This window comes from Ochrobactrum sp. BTU2 (assembly GCF_024539785.1).
GTDB lineage: Bacteria > Pseudomonadota > Alphaproteobacteria > Rhizobiales > Rhizobiaceae > Brucella > Brucella anthropi.
Genome location: NZ_JAHWRG010000003.1, coordinates 703,853 through 720,012, shown reverse-complemented (window position 1 = coordinate 720,012; position 16,160 = coordinate 703,853). Strand labels below are relative to the sequence as shown.

The window sequence follows — 16,160 nt, the reverse complement described above, 5'->3', positions numbered from 1 at the left end:
CGTCAGCGCAAGTTCTTCGATACGGTTGCCGCCATTTCGTCGGCAGCCTGAATAACCTTGGAATTCATTTCATAGGCACGCTGCGCCGTGATGAGATCGGTGATTTCCTTCACCGGATCGACATTCGACGCTTCGAGATAGCCCTGCTTGATCGAGCCGTAGCCCGGATCGCCTGGCACGCCGACCAGCGGACCGCCGGATGCTTCCGTCTCGCGATAGAGATTGCCGCCGAGCGGCTCCAGACCCGCTTCATTGGTGAAGTTGGCGAGGGTCAGCTGGCCGAGATCGACCTGATTGACCTGATCCTGCAGCTTGGCGAAAACCTGTCCCGTATCGGTGACCGTCACTTCAACGGCGTCTGGCGGAATGGTGATCGCCGGTTCGACAGGATTGCCATCGAGCGTCACAAGCTGGCCATCGGCATTCTTGTTGAACGCGCCAGCGCGCGCATAAAGCGTCTCGCCGGTCGGGCTCTGAATCTGAAACCAGCCCTTGCCGGTCAAAGCCAGATCGAATGGATTGCCGGTCTGGTTGAAACTGCCCTGCATATGGAGATTGCGCACCGCTGCCGTCTGCACGCCAAGGCCAACCAGAGCGCCTTCCGGCACGATGGACTGGTTAGCCTGATTGGGCACGCCTGCCGTACGCTCGGACTGATAAAGAAGATCGGAAAATTCCGCACGCGCGCGCTTGAAGCCCGTTGTGTTGATATTGGCGATGTTGTTGGCAATCACTTCCAGATTGAGCTGCTGGGCGTTCATGCCGGTGGCGGCGATCGTCAGGGCTTTCATGGCTTATTTATCCTTGGCTACCGCAAATCAGATGGGCATACGGCTGATTTCGAGATAGGCCTGCACGATCTTGTCGCGGATCGCGATGGCCGTCTGAAGCGACTGTTCGGCTTCCATGACTGAGCTGACCACATCGCGCACCGGCGCATCGCCCTTGATGCCCTGAATGGACGTCGCTTCAGCCGTCTGCAGCTTCTGGCCGACGGAATCCGTCATCTGAGACAGAACTTCGCCGAACGAGGCACCCGGAGCTGCCGGAACAGCCTGCGGCGCGGAAGTGGAACCCACGCCCTTTTCGGCTACGGTTTCCGAGAGGCGCGACAGGGCATTGCGCGCCGAAATGCTCATGATCGAGTCGTACATTATGTGCTCCTCAAGAGATCGATGGTCATGGAAATCAGCTCACGGGCTTGTTTCACGACCTGCAAATTGGCTTCATAGGAACGATTGGCTTCGCGCATGTCCGCCATTTCGACGACCATGTTGACATTGGGGTAACGGACATAGCCGCGCTCATCCGCTGCGGGATGGCTCGGCTCGTATTGCTCGATAAAGGGCGATGTGTCCTTGCCGACTTCGGCAATGCGAACTTCGGCGGCTCCTGTGCCCTGTTCCAGCTCGGTACGGAAGGACACCGTCTTGCGGCGATAGGGATCGGCGTCGGCAGTCTCGGCGGTGGACTGCGCATTGGCGATGTTTTCGGAAACGATGCGCAGACGCGTCGATTGGGCTGAAAGGCCCGACGCTGCGATCTTCAATGTGCTTTGCAAGGCATCGGAAGACATAACTACCCCTTCGCGACCGAAAGCATCATGCGATGGAACGCTTTGACGATGCTTGTGTTGAGCGAATATTCGCGGGCGATCTCACCGGCCTTCATCATTTCCTGTTCGACATCGACCGTATTGCCGGAATGGGTCTGCTCGGTGATGTCGTCCGGCCGCAGGCGCGCACCGGTAATCCCGTCGGCCCCGGATTCCAGATGCAGGGGGCTGGTGGCAGCCATGGTAAGCTGCGTCTTGTCCAGTACATCCGCGAAAGGCTGCACGTCCCGCGCCCGGAAATCCGGCGTGTTCGCATTAGCGACATTGCCCGCAACAGTGGCTTGTCTCACCGACAACCACTGCGCCTGCCTTGCAGCCAGATCGAAAAGATGAATGGAGCTCATGGAGTTTCCCGCCTTTACAGTTGATTAACTTAAAGGCCGGAACTTGCGTCAAGCTTGCGGGAGGATAGGGCAGGAGGGCCTTATTGCCTTCCCCCTCACCTCCGCATCTCAATCACATCGCCCGACGATGTCGTGAGCTGCCAGGTGCCAGCACCGCGACCGATTGAGACAAGGTGACTGCCATCCGGCAGCAACGAGCCTTTTTCGACGAACCAGTAGCCTGACGTATCCTCGATCATCGCCATGCCGCCGACGACTTCGCGCAGCGCGAAAACCGGCTTCGGGAACGCCTGCCCATCCCCGCTTCCATCGCCGCCATTGCCCATGCCGGTGCCCGGAAGCCCCTTGCCGTTCGACATGACCGAGCCTGTCATCGTGTTGTCCACATCGGCATTCGGCGCAACCTGCTCCGATGGTCGGAAGGACGGAAAACGACGCACCGTTTTCTGTTCCGAACGGTCCAGCGGATCGATGATCTTGCGCTCGGCCTTCTCGGGCGAACCCAGATCGACGCGCTGAAGATAGGTGACGAAAGGCAGCATCGCACTTCCGGCGGCGAGTGTGATGGCCGCGATCTTGAGGTAGCGATCCACCTTGCTCTGCGGCTTCTTCATGCCTTCCTGTCGTGCAGCGGCCTCGACCTCCGCCGTCAGATCTGCAAGGAGTTTCTCTTCCTTTGTCTTGCGAAAGCCCGTCATCATGCGTGTTGCGCCTGTCTGTCGCCGCGCAGTGCTGCGGCAAGGTCGTTATAGGGATCGTCCGATAGGCCGGTTTCCGGCGATTGCTGCAAGGCGTCGTAAATGCGCGGCACAAGATCGACCGCCTGGTCCAGAAGGCCGTCATGGCCTTTCTGGTACGCCCCGATGGCCCGCAGGTCGCGCGTTTCCTCAAAACGGGCAACCATGCCCCGCAATTGGCTGACCAGCTTGCGTTGTTCCGGCGTCCAATTGTGTTTCGCAAGGCGCGAAACCGAGCCCGGAATATCGACCGCCGGAAAGCGTCCCTGCGCTGCAATCGCGCGGTCAAGCACGATGTGGCCGTCCAGCGTGCCGCGGATCGTGTCGGAAACCGGATCATTGTGATCGTCGCCGTCGACCAGTACCGAATAGATGCCGGTGATGCTGCCTCCCGCTTCCGTGATACCCGGCCCCGCGCGCTCCAGAAGACGTGGCAATTGGCTGAAGACGCTTGGCGGATAGCCACGCGAAACCGGCGGTTCCTCAGCGGCAATCGCCACTTCACGCGCTGCATGGGCAAAGCGCGTGACGGAGTCGACGATCAGCAGGACATTCTGACCAAGATCGCGAAAATATTCGGCGATGGCCGTCGCCGTATTGGGCGCGAGGCGGCGCATCATCGGGCTTTCATCGCCCGTTGCAACCACGGTTATCGTTTTGTCCAGGTGACCTGCCATGGTCTCTTCCAGCATCTCGCGCACTTCGCGTCCACGCTCGCCGGTCAAAGCCAGTACCACCGTGTCGAAATCCGCCGCACGCGTCATCATCGCAAGCAGCGTCGATTTGCCGACACCCGATCCTGCAAAGATGCCGATACGCTGGCCGAAGCAAAGCGGCGTGAAAATGTCGATGACATTGACGCCTGTACGCAAGCCGCGATCCACCCGCCCGCGGCGCAAGGCAGCCGGTGCAAGGCTCTCGGATGCCATTGGCCGGGTACCGGGCTGCAACGCGCCCTTCCCGTCAACCGCCTCGCCCAGCGCATTGATGACACGTCCGCGCCATTCGAGTGCCGGGCGGATGCGCATCGGCCCTTCCTCGAAAACCGCAGCGCCAAGCGACGGAATGATGCGGTCATCGAAGGGTTTGACCAGCACCTGCGTGTCAGCCACCCGAATGATTTCGGCAAGGCTCTGGCCGCCTTGCGCGTGGATCGCCACCGCATCGCCCAAATGCGCATCACGCGAAAGCCCGCGCACGGCAATCGCCGAGCGTGACACGTCGCTCACCGTTCCGCCGATACCGGTGAGCGGCTTTGGCGCCACCGATTGCTGACGGGCAAAAGCGGCCAGACGGGAGAGCGGCAGATCAGGCGTCATCCGTTTCTGGAGCCCAGGGTCTTGATGGCTTCAGAGACGGTGCTTTCCTGCTGCGACAAGAGATTGTTGACCTGCTCGAAGGCGCGGCTCACGCTGATGAGGCGGGTCATCTCCGTCATGGCATCAACATTCGATCCCTCGATCATGCCCTGCACGACGCCCACGCTGTTGTCGTCGGCCACCGGCTGGGCAGGCTTGTTCGGGATCACGCCGGATGTGCCTGCATAGGTCAGGTCGGCATCGGCCGGGATAGTGTAAAGACCGATGGCACCGATCTGTGCTCCGTTCTGGTAGATTGCGCCGTCGCTTGAAATCTTCGGTGCGCCGCCGCCGGGATTGAGTACGATGGGGGCACCGCCGACATCGAGAACCGGATGGCCGGTGATGGAAACGAGATCGCCCGTCGGCAGCATGTTCATGCGCCCGTCACGCGTATAAATCTGCCCCTGCGGTGTCGAGACCGACATCCAGACATCGCCCTTGACCGCAACATCCAGCGGATTGTCGGTCTTGATCATAGGGCCTGCTTCGGTACGGATGAAGCTCTTGCCCGCCGTAGCGAAACTCACATCGTCGCTGGCCTTGTTCGAAACGATGGTATCGAACTTGGTGCCCTCGCCCCGGAAACCGACCGTTGAGACATTGGCGACATTATGAGCAATGGCATCCATCCGCCGTTCCAGCGTGATGAGCGACGAAAGCCCGACATAAATCGAATTATTCTGCATCGCCTAACGCCCGCCCGGCTTGAAGTTCTGCAAGGTGCTGAGAATATCCATCGAAATGCCGACGGACGAGGTTCCGCCCAGAAGCAGGGACGCAATCGACGCCGGGCTGCTCGCCGTTGGATTGTTCATCTCATACATGGCGGTAAAGCGCGAAATGAGCTTCGATACGTAATCGGGATCGGACATCTTGGTGAAGTCGATCTTGTCCTCGATCATCTTCGCCTGCTTGTCGACATCGGCGTTGGATATGCTGGATGGCCAGCCGAAGGTCGTCTGGATCATCGACACCAGCGCCTTGTCGCCAAGGATTTCGTAGGCATTGGTGATCGTCGGCGCCTTGCGTGCGAAATAGAGTGCCAGCCGCACGCCTTCGTTCTGGCTTCCGGCTTCCGTTTCCAGCGTCTGACGAAGATATTTGTCCACGACACCTTGTTGGGCCGCAGTGCTCTCAGTCGCCTCTGCGCCCTTGCCTGCAAAGTCGAAGACGGTTGCAAATTCCTTGTAGCGTTTGTCGGTCAGCTTGTTCGCCATGGCATCATCGCTCGTGATGCCTTCGGTCAAAATCTTGCGGACAAACGCCTTGGCGAAGGCCATGTCTTCCAGACCGAACGCCTTCATCGCGTAATTATAAAGGCGGCTATCGGCCATGAAATCATCGATGGATTTCACCTTGCCGATATTCTCCTTGTAGTAGGCGGTTTCCCGCTCCACCATCGGTTCCTTCGAAACACGCTGCAACGACCGCGCCATATCCGACGCGATCAGGCGATAGCTCGTCATCGTATCGACCATGCGCATGACCCCCTTCCGGTATTTCGATCCTTTATGAAAGACCAAGCTTGTCCGAAGCTGGCTTCCGCCCGTGCCAGTTGGCAAGCTTCGCGCAAGCCGCGATCCATAAGGTGCAATGAACGAACTTGTACGCGGGAGTCTCGAGCTTTGGGCATTATCGTCGGTCTTGTCATCACACTGGGTTGTATGCTGGGCGGCTTTATCGCCATGGGCGGACATGTCAGCGTGCTCATTCAGCCCTGGGAATTCGTCATCATTCTGGGTGCGGCACTCGGGACCTTCTTCATCGCCAACCCTTTTTCACTCGTGAAAGACACCGGCCGCGCCTGCATGGAAGCATTCAGCAATGCCGTTCCAAAACAGCGCGACTATCTCGACGTTCTGGGCGTGCTCTACAGCCTGATGCGCGAGCTGCGCGCCAAATCGCGCAACGAAGTGGAAGTCCACATCGACAATCCGAAAGAATCGTCGATTTTTCAGGCCTATCCGAGCGTATTGAAGAAAGAAGACCTCACCCATTTCATCTGCGACTATTGCCGCCTCATCATCGTGGGCAATGTGCGCTCGCATGAAATCGAGGCGCTGATGGACGAGGAAATCCACACCATCGCCCGCGACAAGCTCAAGCCCTACCACGCCATGGTCAGCATTTCCGAAGCCCTTCCGGCACTCGGCATCGTTGCCGCTGTTCTCGGCGTCATCAAAGCCATGGGCGCGCTGGACCAGTCGCCGGAAGTGCTGGGCCATCTGATCGGTGCCGCCCTTGTCGGCACCTTTGCCGGCATCTTCTTCTCTTACGGCGTGGTCGGCCCGATCGCAGCCAAGATCAAATCGACCCGCGAAAAGAACAATCGCCTCTACATCGTCGTGAAGCAGACGCTTCTCGCCTATATGAACGGCTCCCTGCCGCAGATCGCCGTGGAGTATGGCCGCAAGACCATCTCCGCCTATGATCGCCCGACCATCGATGTGGTCGAGCAGGAAACCATGGCGAGCGCGCCGACCCAGCAGGCAGCGTAAGATGACTACCCCCGACACAGCCACATTGGGGCAAAACCGCAAAAGCGATGTTCTGGCCGAGAACCTGCTGCGTGCAGCGGGTCTTTCAGGCGACGACCTGAAATCGCTTGCCCATGTGTTCAAGGATGCCTCGACCCATTTCTGTGACCGGCTGAAACATGGCTGCGCTGCCGCATTCGACGTTGAAGCAGGCCAGGTGGAAAGCACTGACGATGCTGCCTTTGCCGATATTCTCGACAAGGCTGCGATCATCGCACCTTTGAAGGCCGAGCGTTGGGGCAGCACACTTTATCTCACCGCCGATGCGACGCTCGTTTTCTCCGTGATCGAAGCCATGTATGGCGCACAGGGCCATGTCGGCTCTGTCGATGAGGACCGGCCTTTCGGCATGCTGGAACAGAAGATTTCCGCTCTTCTTGCCGGTCATCTCGCCAGTTCTCTCGATCAGGTTTTTGCCGCAAACGGGCAAGCGAACGGGCAGGCGCTTTTTGCCGCCGGTGAATGCACCGACACAGCCGAATTCGACCGTGAGAATTTCGAGCGCTCGCGCCTTTTCGCCTGCCGCATCGATGTTACTGCCGCAGGCAAAACCGGGCAGGTTCATCTGCTGCTGCCGCGCAGCACGCACAAGCCGATGCAGGATGCCGTGGCAGCCTTTTTGCGCCGTCCGATGAACCAGACCGATCCGAGCTGGGCGAAGAAGATGCGGCAGGAAGTCAGCCGTGCCCGCATCGAACTCGAAGCTTTCATCCAGCAGGGATCGATGACGCTGGACGCATTGTCGATGCTCGAAATCGGTCAGGTTCTCAAACTGCCTGTCGATGCCATGGAGCAAGTGCGCCTACGCGCCGGCGATCAGCAGCTTTTCAAGTGCACGCTCGGCAAATCGGGCATTCATTTCACAGTCAAGGTCGGCGACCCGGTCAATCAGGAAGAGGATTTCATCGATGAGCTTGTTGCTGGCTAACGTGCTTTCCACATTGATGGCTCTTGCCTCGCTTGCTGCGCTCATCGTGGTTGGCCGCAAGGCCAACGAGACGATCAAGCTTGGCAAGCTGCTGGCGCTGCGCGTTGCAGCCGCCTCCAACGGTTTGGAGCGCGCCGTCAAGGCGATCCAGAGCGAACGCACCGACCTGACGGACGAAAACAACAAGCTCGAAGCCCGTCTTGCCGAAACGCAGCGCGTGCGCCGCGAAATGGAAGAAGCCATCGAAGAACTGAACAGGCTGCGCAAGGCCCTGACCCGCGACATCCGCCATGCGCGCAACGTCGCTGACAACTCGCCGCGCACCGAAGACAAGATCGCCACTGCCACCGAACAATCGCTCCCGAAGGAAAAGAACGCGCTGCCGGTTTTCGTGCGTCGCGCGGTTCGTAAAGCTACCGTCGAACTTGCGGGGCAGGCATGAGCGCTGACAACAAGGACAAGAACATGCAGCAGGAACTGGACGAAGCCATTGAGGAACTGCGCGAGGAAAAGCCGCGCGGCACGCAGAAGGGCGCATCCAAACCCAATCTCGAACTCATCATGGGCATCCCTGTCGATGTTCAGGTTGTTCTTGGCGGCACGACCATGCCAGTTGCCAATCTGATGAAGCTTGGTCGCGGTGCGGTTATCACCCTCGACAAGCAGATCGGCGATCCGGTCGATATCGTGGTCAATGGCCGCGTCATCGCCCGTGGCGAAGTGATCGTCCTTGAAGACGATTCCTCGCGCTTCGGTGTCAGCCTCACCGAAATCATCGGCAAGTAACGGACGTGACCATGGCCGACAATGAACAGCAAGCCCTCGCGGAAGATCTTGAAGGCGGCGCTACGGGGCTCGTCGATACGCTGACCGGCCCGCAAAAGGCGGCAGCGATCCTCGTCGCCATCGGACGCCCCGCTGCCTCACGTCTTCTGAAGCATTTCAATGCCGAGGACCTGCGCAAGCTTGCCGGTCATGCCCGTACGCTGGAACCGATTTCTCCGCTCGACTTCGAACAGCTGGTCAAGCAGTTCGAGGATTCCTTTGCCGAAGGCGCGCCAGTTTCAGAAGCCGCCCAACGGTTCGAAGGTCTCTTGCGGGAAGCTCTGCCGCAGGAAGAAGTCGATGCAGTTCTGGAAGACCGCGTTCAGCCGCAGCTCGTTCAGGAATCGGTCTGGGTGCAGCTTGGGCGCCTGCCGGTTGATAACCTGCAGGCCTATCTGACCGACCAGCATCCGCAGATCATCGCCTATATCGTGTCGAAGCTGCCATCCGACCTCGCAGCCCGGCTGTTCGTCGTCTTGCCGCCTCAGCTGCGCAATGCCGTCGTGCAGCGCTCGCTTCATATTGGCAATGTGGCACCGGCGGCTGCGGAACTTCTCGAAGACGTGCTGCGGCGCGATCTTCTCGGTCGCAGCGATTCCGGTCCGGTCAAGGCGCATCACGGCCAGATCGCCAACATCTTCAACCAGCTCGACAGAAGCGAGATGGAAGAACTGATGGCGAGCCTGGAAGATCTCAACCGCGACGATCTCAACCGCATCAAGGCCAAGCTCTTCACCTTCGAAGACATCGAGCGCCTGTCGCAGCGCGCGCGCCTGCTGCTCTTCGATGAAGTGCAGACGGAACAGATCGCAACCGCACTTCGTGGAGCAGACACAAGGCTTCAGGAGCTCGTTCTCTCGTCGCTCTCGACCCGTGGTCGCCGCATGGTGGAAACCGAGCTTGGCGCCGAGCAGGGCAACATAACCGCGCAGAACATTGCCGATGCGCGCCGCACGATAGCCCGTATCGCCATCGATCTTTCCGAGCGCGGTATCATCACCCTCGACGCAAGCGAAGCTTCGTCCTGATCCTGTGTGACCCATGGCAGATGATGCTGACAAGGAAAGCAAAACAGAAGAAGCCACCGAGCAGAAGATCCGCGACGCCTTGGAAAAGGGCAATATGCCCTTCTCCCGCGAAACGCCGATCCTCGCCGGTATTGCTTCCTTTCTGATTATCGCGGTCTTTGTCGCAGGGCCTGCCACCACGAAGCTCGCCGTCTTCCTGCGCGAACTAATCGACCGCCCCGAGGACTGGCTCCTCAACAGCGCGGAAGATGCAAGCCGCCTGTTTGGCGTGCTGGCGCTGGCAGTCGGTGCAGCCCTGGTGCCAGTGTTCATCATCATTCCGCTTGCCGGTATTGCAGCCTCCGCATTCCAGAATGCGCCGCGCTTCGTTGGCGAACGCATCCGCCCGCAGGCATCCCGCATATCTCCGCTTAAAGGCTGGCAGCGGATTTTCGGGCGCGCCGGTCAGGTGGAATTCCTCAAATCGCTGGCGAAATTTCTGGCGGCAAGTGTCATCGTCTTTGTCGTCTTCTTCAACGGCAACAGTCTTTTCACAGATGCGGTCGCTTCCGACCCGAGCGCCTTGCCGGAGTTTCTGCGCGAGAACATGGTGCGCCTGCTCGTCGCCAATGTTCTGGCCATTACCGCAATTGCGGCATTCGACCTTGCCTGGTCACGCATTCACTGGCGGCAGGAACTGCGCATGACGCGACAGGAAGTCAAAGACGAACTGAAGCAGTCGGAAGGCGACCCGCTGGTCAAATCGCGCCTGCGTTCGCTTGGCCGCGACCGTGCGCGCCGCCGCATGATCAACACCGTTCCGACGGCAACGCTGATCGTCGCAAATCCGACTCATTTTTCCGTAGCACTGCGCTACAAGCCCGATCAGGATGCAGCCCCGATCGTTGTAGCAAAGGGACAGGATCTCATAGCACTGAAGATAAGAGAGATTGCAGCGCAGCATTCCATCCCGATATTCGAGGACGTTCCGCTGGCGCGCGCGCTCTATAAACAGGTCAATGTCGACCAGATGATCGCGCCCGAATTCTACAAGGCTGTTGCCGAGCTTATCCGGGTGATCAATGCACGGCACGCGATACATTGATGAATAGCCATGATTTTTATATATTTCAGAACAGTGACAGCCTGTTCCCCCAGATCGGCGGTGAAACCATGAAGAGCCTGCAATTCTCGAACGAGCGCGAGGCGATTATTGCCCAGAACCTGGTTGAGGTCGCAACCGATCTTCGTCTGGTCGATCCGGCGGATTACATTGCTTTCATACGCTGCGAGCTTTTTGCCAATATCGCCGATATCGTCAGTTCAGCTACCGAGCTTTATTTCTTTCCCGGCACGCTGGAACTCGGCCATGGCGGCGAATATCTCTGCGACTGGCAGTCGGCTCCAGCCATCGTGCTCGACATGGAATTCCGCAATCAGGGCGTCTATGCCTATTTCCGCCTGACGCTGACCGACAAGACTGCCGGAGTAGAGCTGAACCATATCGCCTTCGAAGATGCGGATGAAGACCCGGCCAAGAATACGGCGAGGCTTGCCAACGCATTCGACGCCGCACGCCTGCCGCTCAGAAAAAGGGCCTGAAGCATTTCCAGCAAAAGTGCGGAGTGGTTTGCGCAAGGCAGATGTGGCGAGAAGAATAAACAAACACCGGATGTCTCAGCATCCGGTGTCGTTATAATCAGGTCTTTATACTGCGGCTGAACTACACCAGATGGTGAACTTCCGGCATTTCGATGATGCCGAGCGACAGCGCCGTCGCGACAGCCGACGTGCGGTTGGAACAGTTGAGCTTGATCTTCGCATTCTGGAGATAGGTCACGACGGTCCAGCGCGCGATACTCAGGATTTCCGCAATCTCTCCGTCCGTCTTGCCGTTCGCGGCCCAACGCAGGCAGTCGACTTCACGCGGGGTGAGAAGGCTTGCGACCGTCGCAACATCCTTGCAGCCGCACAAGGCTGAATGAATGATCCCGGACAGACTCAGCAGGCGCGGTCGAAGCTTGGCCACAAATTGCTCGCGATCCTCGTCGGGGCTCATCTCGAACATGAACAAGGTGCATCCCACAGCACCTTTCTGGCTCCGGGCTGACACGGCGACGAAGATGTTGCCCAGTCCGTGCTTTTCCGCATCCTGCAGCAGTTCAGCAATGGACGGGCACTCATTGGCATCTTCCTGAAGATCGCGAACGATACCGCTGGCATCATTCTGGAAATAAGGCGCGTCTTCCTGAAAGATCGGATCGATGACGAAATAATTCTTGGTGGAATAACGCGCAGTCCAGGAGGTCGGCACGGTCATCACGACTGTCAGATCGGAAGAAGTGGTTTTCGTGCAGTCACCCATGCGCCCGCGATAGGTATGCATGATGTGGCGGCAACCGATCTCATCGCGAATTCGCGTCAGGAGAGCAAGGGTGTCGCTTTGGAAGGCCGTTCCAAAGAAGGTCTTTTTGAAATTCGGAAAATGAATGAGATCGAGTGTCATTTTTACAATATCCTTGGTACGCAAGTCCGAGGGTTACTTTGTTGCCGTCTTGAAATATCAGCGAATCGTGTCCCTAGAACTTTTCAATCGTTTATAAGTGACATAAAAAATGTAGTCTCTGGCAACCCGCAATTAATGGATTGCAATCCTTTACACACAAGAACAGTGCGTAAATTATGGCCCTCAAGCAAAATTTATAGATTGAGCCAAAAATAAAATTTTCTAAATCGATTTGTAAAAATCAACTGTTCTCTTTTTGAACACTTCGCTGCTCCGTGCCATAGGCACGGTAGAAAAAGTCGATGGCGAGCTCAACGTTTTTACGAATCGTTTCCGCCGATGGCGGTTCCGGCAAAACGCCAAACAGGCGAGGCCGATAGAGGCCAGACAGGAACAAATCGGAGAGCTGATAGGCCATTTTCTCGGGATCGAAAGGCTCCAGTTCGCCATTCTTAATCATATCATCGAGATACTCGGCCATGAGAACGAGGCTGCGCTTCGGTCCGCGCTCGTAGAAGCGGGCTGCAAGCTCGGGCTTGCGCTCGCTGACACCCAGAACAATGCGCTGTGCACGCACTGCCGTCGGCGAGGTTATCAGCGTGACCAGCGCCACGCCGAAGTCGGTCAACTGCTGGCGCGAATTAAAACCCTTGTCGAGTTTTTCGATCAGTTCACGAAACATTGTATCGCGGTAATGCTCGCATAGTGCGACGAACAGATCTTCCTTGCTGTTGAAGTAAACGTAGATCGTTCCCTTCGACACGCCAGCCTCGCGCGTGATGTCGTTCATGCTGGCTGCGTCAAACCCCATGCGCAGGAACACATCCTGAGCGCCTTCAAGGATTTGGCGGCGTTTTGCAGGGTCCTGACCGGCGCCGAGCCGCGTGCGACCGCATTCCGTTTCGGAGCAGGACGATTTGCTGTTTCCGGGTCGGCCGACACCTTTTTCATCATGCCGGTTCCGGTCATGCATCATCGTATCCGGTGTTCCTTTGGTGTTGCGATCAGGCTTCATTCTTCGAGACTCTTAACTTTTTTCGAACCAAGCGGTTCGATATCCTCTTGATATGCGCATCTTATTGATCTATGTCAACATCGAACCGAACGGTTCAATCCGAAGGATGTGCAGAAAGTTTCCCCTATGTCCGCCCCGAAGTCCGTTGATAAGGCCGATATTCATCCGTTCCCCAACGCCAAGAACTTCGCCTCGGCAACCCAGCCAGCGACAAGTGAGGCGCCTCTGAACGAGAGATCGCAGCCCCATACCGTACCGACCCCGCAGGAAGCCGCCCCAAAGGAAACTGCCAAAGAACCTGCAAAGAAAAAGGGCTTCGGCAAACGTGTCCTTCTTCCCGGCATTCTGACGGTCGCGGTCGCCGGAGGCCTCTGGTTTGCCTATGACTGGTGGACAGTTGGACGTTTCATGGTTTCAACCGACGACGCTTATGTGCAGGGCGATATTGCGTCCATCGCGCCGAAGGTTACGGGCTATATCGAAAACATCCCGGTGGTCGCGAACCAGCAGGTCAAGGCTGGCGACGTCATCTTCCAGCTTGACGCGGGTGATTACCAGATCGCGCTCGATGAAGCAGAAGCCAAGCTCGCAACCCAGAAGCAGACCCTCATCCGCATCAAGGCTGAGACCGATGCTGCGCAGGCCATTCTTCTGCAGGCCAATGCCGACAAGCAGGCCGCAACAGCAGTCCTGACCAATGCGCAAAACACGATTGCACGCGTGCAGAAGCTGCACGAAACGCGTTTCGTCGCGCAGGCTGATCTCGATACGGCGCAGTCCTCACTGGACCAGGCACGCGCCAAGGTCGCTGGCGGCGATGCGCAGGTCGCTTCCGCCAAGGCCAATATCGAAGTGCTCAACGCTCAATATAGCGAAGCCGACAGCACGATGAAATCGCTGGAACTTGCCCGCGATAAAGCCGCGCGCGATCTTTCCTTCACGTCGCTGCGCGCGCCGTTCGACGGTGTGATCGGTAATCTTGCTGGCAAGAAGGGTGATCTCGTTTCGCCGGGCCAGAAAATCGCGGCACTTGTTCCGGTCAATGAGCTTTATATCGACGCGAACTTCAAGGAAACGCAGCTCGCAAAGATCAGGACCGGTGAAACCGCGCATATCTATGTCGATGCAATCGACGGCACGAAATTCGACGGCAAGGTCGCGTCCATCGCCCCGGCCTCGGGTGCAGTGTTCTCGCTGCTGCCTCCGGAAAATGCAACCGGCAACTTCACCAAGATCGTGCAGCGCGTTCCTGTTCGCATCATGATCCCGAAGGAAGCGCTCGAATCCGGCAAGATTCGCGCGGGCCTGAGTGTCGTGGTTGATATCGATACGCGTACGGCACCCGACGAAAAAGCCGACTGATCGAAATCGGCAGATCCTATTGAAGTAACACATGGCGGCGCGGCGAAACGGATTTCGCGCCGCCTTTCTCTTCCATTCCGGAGTGCGCCGTCATGGCCGCAGATACGACAATGGGGCCAGTAGCCCCGGCGGATGACCGCATCGACCCGAAGAAGGCCGTAGCCTTTCTGGCCATGGTGTTCGGCATGTTCATGGCGATCCTGGACATCCAGATCGTCTCGGCATCGCTTGCTGAAATTCAGGCGGGTCTGAGTGCCAGTTCCGACGAAATATCCTGGGTTCAGACATCCTACCTGATTGCCGAAGTCATCATGATTCCGCTGTCGGGCTTCCTCGGACGCCTGATGTCGACGCGCGTTCTCTTCACCCTTTCGGCGGCAGGCTTTACCCTCGCAAGTATGCTCTGTGCGACAGCGACGAACATCGAGCAGATGATCGTCTACCGCGCCATTCAGGGCTTCATCGGCGGCGGCATGATCCCCAGCGTGTTCGCGGCTGCCTTCACCATCTTCCCGCCTTCCAAGCGCTCGATCGTCTCGCCGATGATTGGCCTTGTGGCAACGCTTGCGCCTACCATCGGCCCCACGGTAGGCGGCTATCTGAGCCACGCCTTCTCCTGGCACTGGCTGTTTCTGGTCAATGTCGGTCCTGGCATTCTGGTCACCATCGCCGCATGGAACCTCATCGACTTCGACGAAGGCGACAGTTCGCTCCTCAGCAAGTTCGACTGGTGGGGCCTTGCCGGCATGGCAGCTTTCCTCGGCTCGATGGAATATGTGCTTGAAGAAGGCCCGCGTAACGACTGGCTGCAGGATGAAGCCATCTTCATTCTGACCGGCGTCATGATCATCGGTGGTATTCTCTTCTTCTTCCGGGCCTTCACGGCTGAAGAACCCATTGTGGACTTGCGCGCCTTCAAGAACGTCAACTTTGCCTTTGGCTCACTGTTTTCGTTCGTGATGGGCGTCGGCCTCTATGGCCTTACCTATCTTTATCCACTCTATCTCAGCAGCATACGCGGCTACGATGCCCTGATGATTGGTGAAGCGCTGTTCGTCAGCGGCCTTGCCATGTTCTTCACCGCGCCATTGGCAGGCTTCCTGTCAAACCGCATGGATCCGCGTCTGATGATGATGATCGGCTTCCTCGGCTTTGCGGCAGGCACATGGATGGTGACCGGCCTCACTGCAGACTGGGATTTCTACGAACTGCTGCTACCGCAGATCCTGCGCGGTTGTTCACTGATGCTTTGCATGGTGCCGATCAACAATCTGGCGCTCGGCACGCTTCCGCCTGCTCTGCTGAAAAATGCGTCGGGTCTTTTCAACCTGACCCGTAATCTGGGTGGCGCTGTTGGCCTTGCCGTGATCAACACGATTCTGACCCGTCGCGGTGACATGCACTATGAGCGTCTGGCGGAGCATGTCCGCTGGGGCAATGCCGAAGCGGAGAAAATGATCGCCAGTCTGACAGCCAAATACAATGCGGCTGGCATGGACGGCGCAACAATCGCCATTGCCAAGCTTTCCGGCATTGTGCGCCAGCAGGCTACCCTGCTCTCCTTCATCGATGTGTTCTTCATTCTCACGATGATGTTCTGCTCGCTTGCTGTCTGCGCCGTTATGCTGCGCAAACCGAAGCAGGTCGCCGGTGGTGGTGGAGGGCATTAAACCTTCCACCTCACAACTTCATACGAAACCCGCAAGGGTTCATTCAACTTTCGGAAGTTTTCGTTTATCCCCGATATCCGACATTGATGCCGCGCTGGGACAAACCCTTGTCGCGCAGGGAAAAGCCTCTCGCAGAATTGTGACAGCGGTGAATTTGCTGTCACATTTCCTGTCATAAAAATGCTGCTCCCGCTAACGGATGAATTGCTAAGTCCCTGAAAACGTGTTTCACTTTCCACCGCTGACAGTTTGT

General features: G+C 57.8%; 19 protein-coding genes. 9 read left to right on the top strand and 10 right to left on the bottom strand.

Features of this window, described 5'->3' with window-relative positions; genetic code table 11:
- Positions 1-2: 2 nt before the first annotated feature.
- The 8 genes from flgG to KWJ32_RS12225 all read right to left on the bottom strand — a co-directional run bounded on the left by flgG (position 3) and on the right by KWJ32_RS12225 (position 5,535).
- Complete coding sequence (flgG, locus tag KWJ32_RS12260) at positions 3-791, bottom strand: flagellar basal-body rod protein FlgG (protein ID WP_012093514.1); 789 nt, start codon at positions 789-791, stop codon at positions 3-5.
- A gap of 27 nt (positions 792-818) precedes the next feature.
- On the bottom strand, positions 819-1,154 hold the full coding sequence (locus tag KWJ32_RS12255) for a flagellar hook-basal body complex protein FliE (RefSeq protein ID WP_010660729.1): 336 nt from the start codon (positions 1,152-1,154) through the stop codon (positions 819-821).
- A complete protein-coding gene (flgC, locus tag KWJ32_RS12250) occupies positions 1,154-1,576 on the bottom strand; it encodes a flagellar basal body rod protein FlgC (RefSeq protein ID WP_012093515.1) in 423 nt (140 codons plus the stop codon). Before flgC ends, KWJ32_RS12255 begins: the two co-directional genes overlap by 1 nt.
- A gap of 2 nt (positions 1,577-1,578) precedes the next feature.
- Positions 1,579-1,959, bottom strand: a complete 381-nt coding sequence (gene flgB / locus KWJ32_RS12245; protein WP_012093516.1) for a flagellar basal body rod protein FlgB — start codon at positions 1,957-1,959, stop codon at positions 1,579-1,581.
- A 95-nt stretch (positions 1,960-2,054) separates the two neighbouring features.
- Positions 2,055-2,660 (bottom strand): hypothetical protein, encoded by a 606-nt coding sequence (locus KWJ32_RS12240; RefSeq protein WP_012093517.1) that lies wholly within the window; start codon positions 2,658-2,660, stop codon positions 2,055-2,057.
- Positions 2,657-4,015, bottom strand: coding sequence for a flagellar protein export ATPase FliI (gene fliI / locus KWJ32_RS12235; protein ID WP_012093518.1), 1,359 nt, complete (start codon positions 4,013-4,015; stop codon positions 2,657-2,659). The genes KWJ32_RS12240 and fliI overlap by 4 nt, the downstream gene beginning before the upstream one ends.
- The gene (flgF, locus tag KWJ32_RS12230) at positions 4,012-4,743 is read right to left on the bottom strand and encodes a flagellar basal-body rod protein FlgF (protein ID WP_012093519.1); all 732 of its coding nucleotides are present in this window, start codon (positions 4,741-4,743) and stop codon (positions 4,012-4,014) included. Before flgF ends, fliI begins: the two co-directional genes overlap by 4 nt.
- Positions 4,744-4,746: 3 nt before the next feature.
- Positions 4,747-5,535, bottom strand: coding sequence for a DUF1217 domain-containing protein (locus tag KWJ32_RS12225; RefSeq protein WP_040128818.1), 789 nt, complete (start codon positions 5,533-5,535; stop codon positions 4,747-4,749).
- 147 nt (positions 5,536-5,682) lie between these two features.
- On the opposite strand from KWJ32_RS12225, the gene motA reads away from it, so the two are divergent.
- The 7 genes from motA (at position 5,683) to KWJ32_RS12190 (ending at position 10,956) form a co-directional block, all read left to right on the top strand.
- On the top strand, positions 5,683-6,555 hold the full coding sequence (motA, locus tag KWJ32_RS12220; RefSeq protein ID WP_010660722.1) for a flagellar motor stator protein MotA: 873 nt from the start codon (positions 5,683-5,685) through the stop codon (positions 6,553-6,555).
- A gap of 1 nt (position 6,556) precedes the next feature.
- The gene (locus tag KWJ32_RS12215) at positions 6,557-7,522 is read left to right on the top strand and encodes a FliM/FliN family flagellar motor switch protein (RefSeq protein WP_151691224.1); all 966 of its coding nucleotides are present in this window, start codon (positions 6,557-6,559) and stop codon (positions 7,520-7,522) included.
- Complete coding sequence (locus KWJ32_RS12210; RefSeq protein WP_151691223.1) at positions 7,503-7,964, top strand: hypothetical protein; 462 nt, start codon at positions 7,503-7,505, stop codon at positions 7,962-7,964. The genes KWJ32_RS12215 and KWJ32_RS12210 overlap by 20 nt, the downstream gene beginning before the upstream one ends.
- On the top strand, positions 7,961-8,308 hold the full coding sequence (gene fliN / locus KWJ32_RS12205) for a flagellar motor switch protein FliN (RefSeq protein WP_012093523.1): 348 nt from the start codon (positions 7,961-7,963) through the stop codon (positions 8,306-8,308). Before KWJ32_RS12210 ends, fliN begins: the two co-directional genes overlap by 4 nt.
- Before the next feature lie 11 nt (positions 8,309-8,319).
- Positions 8,320-9,375 carry a flagellar motor switch protein FliG gene (locus KWJ32_RS12200; RefSeq protein ID WP_010660718.1) on the top strand — a complete coding sequence of 352 codons (1,056 nt, stop codon included), beginning with the start codon at positions 8,320-8,322 and terminating at the stop codon, positions 9,373-9,375.
- 13 nt (positions 9,376-9,388) lie between these two features.
- Complete coding sequence (gene flhB / locus KWJ32_RS12195; protein WP_010660717.1) at positions 9,389-10,459, top strand: flagellar biosynthesis protein FlhB; 1,071 nt, start codon at positions 9,389-9,391, stop codon at positions 10,457-10,459.
- Between the two features lie 68 nt (positions 10,460-10,527).
- On the top strand, positions 10,528-10,956 hold the full coding sequence (locus KWJ32_RS12190; RefSeq protein ID WP_012093524.1) for a hypothetical protein: 429 nt from the start codon (positions 10,528-10,530) through the stop codon (positions 10,954-10,956).
- A gap of 121 nt (positions 10,957-11,077) precedes the next feature.
- Here KWJ32_RS12190 and KWJ32_RS12185 read toward each other — a convergent pair whose 3' ends face one another.
- Together KWJ32_RS12185 and KWJ32_RS12180 are read right to left on the bottom strand one after the other, a co-directional pair.
- Complete coding sequence (locus KWJ32_RS12185) at positions 11,078-11,860, bottom strand: LuxR family transcriptional regulator (protein ID WP_010660715.1); 783 nt, start codon at positions 11,858-11,860, stop codon at positions 11,078-11,080.
- 241 nt (positions 11,861-12,101) lie between these two features.
- Positions 12,102-12,875: a TetR/AcrR family transcriptional regulator gene (locus KWJ32_RS12180; RefSeq protein ID WP_029929827.1), complete on the bottom strand. Its 774-nt coding sequence runs from the start codon at positions 12,873-12,875 to the stop codon at positions 12,102-12,104.
- A 126-nt stretch (positions 12,876-13,001) separates the two neighbouring features.
- Between KWJ32_RS12180 and KWJ32_RS12175 the strand changes: the two genes are divergently transcribed.
- Positions 13,002-14,237, top strand: a complete 1,236-nt coding sequence (locus tag KWJ32_RS12175) for an HlyD family secretion protein (protein ID WP_012093526.1) — start codon at positions 13,002-13,004, stop codon at positions 14,235-14,237.
- Positions 14,238-14,329: 92 nt separating this feature from the next.
- Complete coding sequence (locus KWJ32_RS12170; RefSeq protein ID WP_010660712.1) at positions 14,330-15,907, top strand: DHA2 family efflux MFS transporter permease subunit; 1,578 nt, start codon at positions 14,330-14,332, stop codon at positions 15,905-15,907.
- Positions 15,908-16,160: the final 253 nt, after the last annotated feature.

Bases quoted from the DNA above. Each gene is read 5' to 3' on its own strand.
- KWJ32_RS12185 (WP_010660715.1), bottom strand. From the start codon at position 11,860: ATGACACTCGATCTCATTCATTTTCCGAATTTCAAAAAGACCTTCTTT.
- KWJ32_RS12200 (WP_010660718.1), top strand. From the start codon at position 8,320: ATGGCCGACAATGAACAGCAAGCCCTCGCGGAAGATCTTGAAGGCGGC.
- KWJ32_RS12215 (WP_151691224.1), top strand. From the start codon at position 6,557: ATGACTACCCCCGACACAGCCACATTGGGGCAAAACCGCAAAAGCGAT.
- fliI (WP_012093518.1), bottom strand. From the start codon at position 4,015: ATGACGCCTGATCTGCCGCTCTCCCGTCTGGCCGCTTTTGCCCGTCAG.
- flhB (WP_010660717.1), top strand. From the start codon at position 9,389: ATGGCAGATGATGCTGACAAGGAAAGCAAAACAGAAGAAGCCACCGAG.
- flgB (WP_012093516.1), bottom strand. From the start codon at position 1,959: ATGAGCTCCATTCATCTTTTCGATCTGGCTGCAAGGCAGGCGCAGTGG.
- flgC (WP_012093515.1), bottom strand. From the start codon at position 1,576: ATGTCTTCCGATGCCTTGCAAAGCACATTGAAGATCGCAGCGTCGGGC.
- KWJ32_RS12240 (WP_012093517.1), bottom strand. From the start codon at position 2,660: ATGATGACGGGCTTTCGCAAGACAAAGGAAGAGAAACTCCTTGCAGAT.
- KWJ32_RS12190 (WP_012093524.1), top strand. From the start codon at position 10,528: ATGAAGAGCCTGCAATTCTCGAACGAGCGCGAGGCGATTATTGCCCAG.
- KWJ32_RS12175 (WP_012093526.1), top strand. From the start codon at position 13,002: ATGTCCGCCCCGAAGTCCGTTGATAAGGCCGATATTCATCCGTTCCCC.
- KWJ32_RS12225 (WP_040128818.1), bottom strand. From the start codon at position 5,535: ATGGTCGATACGATGACGAGCTATCGCCTGATCGCGTCGGATATGGCG.
- flgG (WP_012093514.1), bottom strand. From the start codon at position 791: ATGAAAGCCCTGACGATCGCCGCCACCGGCATGAACGCCCAGCAGCTC.
- fliN (WP_012093523.1), top strand. From the start codon at position 7,961: ATGAGCGCTGACAACAAGGACAAGAACATGCAGCAGGAACTGGACGAA.
- KWJ32_RS12210 (WP_151691223.1), top strand. From the start codon at position 7,503: ATGAGCTTGTTGCTGGCTAACGTGCTTTCCACATTGATGGCTCTTGCC.
- KWJ32_RS12180 (WP_029929827.1), bottom strand. From the start codon at position 12,875: ATGAAGCCTGATCGCAACACCAAAGGAACACCGGATACGATGATGCAT.
- flgF (WP_012093519.1), bottom strand. From the start codon at position 4,743: ATGCAGAATAATTCGATTTATGTCGGGCTTTCGTCGCTCATCACGCTG.
- KWJ32_RS12255 (WP_010660729.1), bottom strand. From the start codon at position 1,154: ATGTACGACTCGATCATGAGCATTTCGGCGCGCAATGCCCTGTCGCGC.
- KWJ32_RS12170 (WP_010660712.1), top strand. From the start codon at position 14,330: ATGGCCGCAGATACGACAATGGGGCCAGTAGCCCCGGCGGATGACCGC.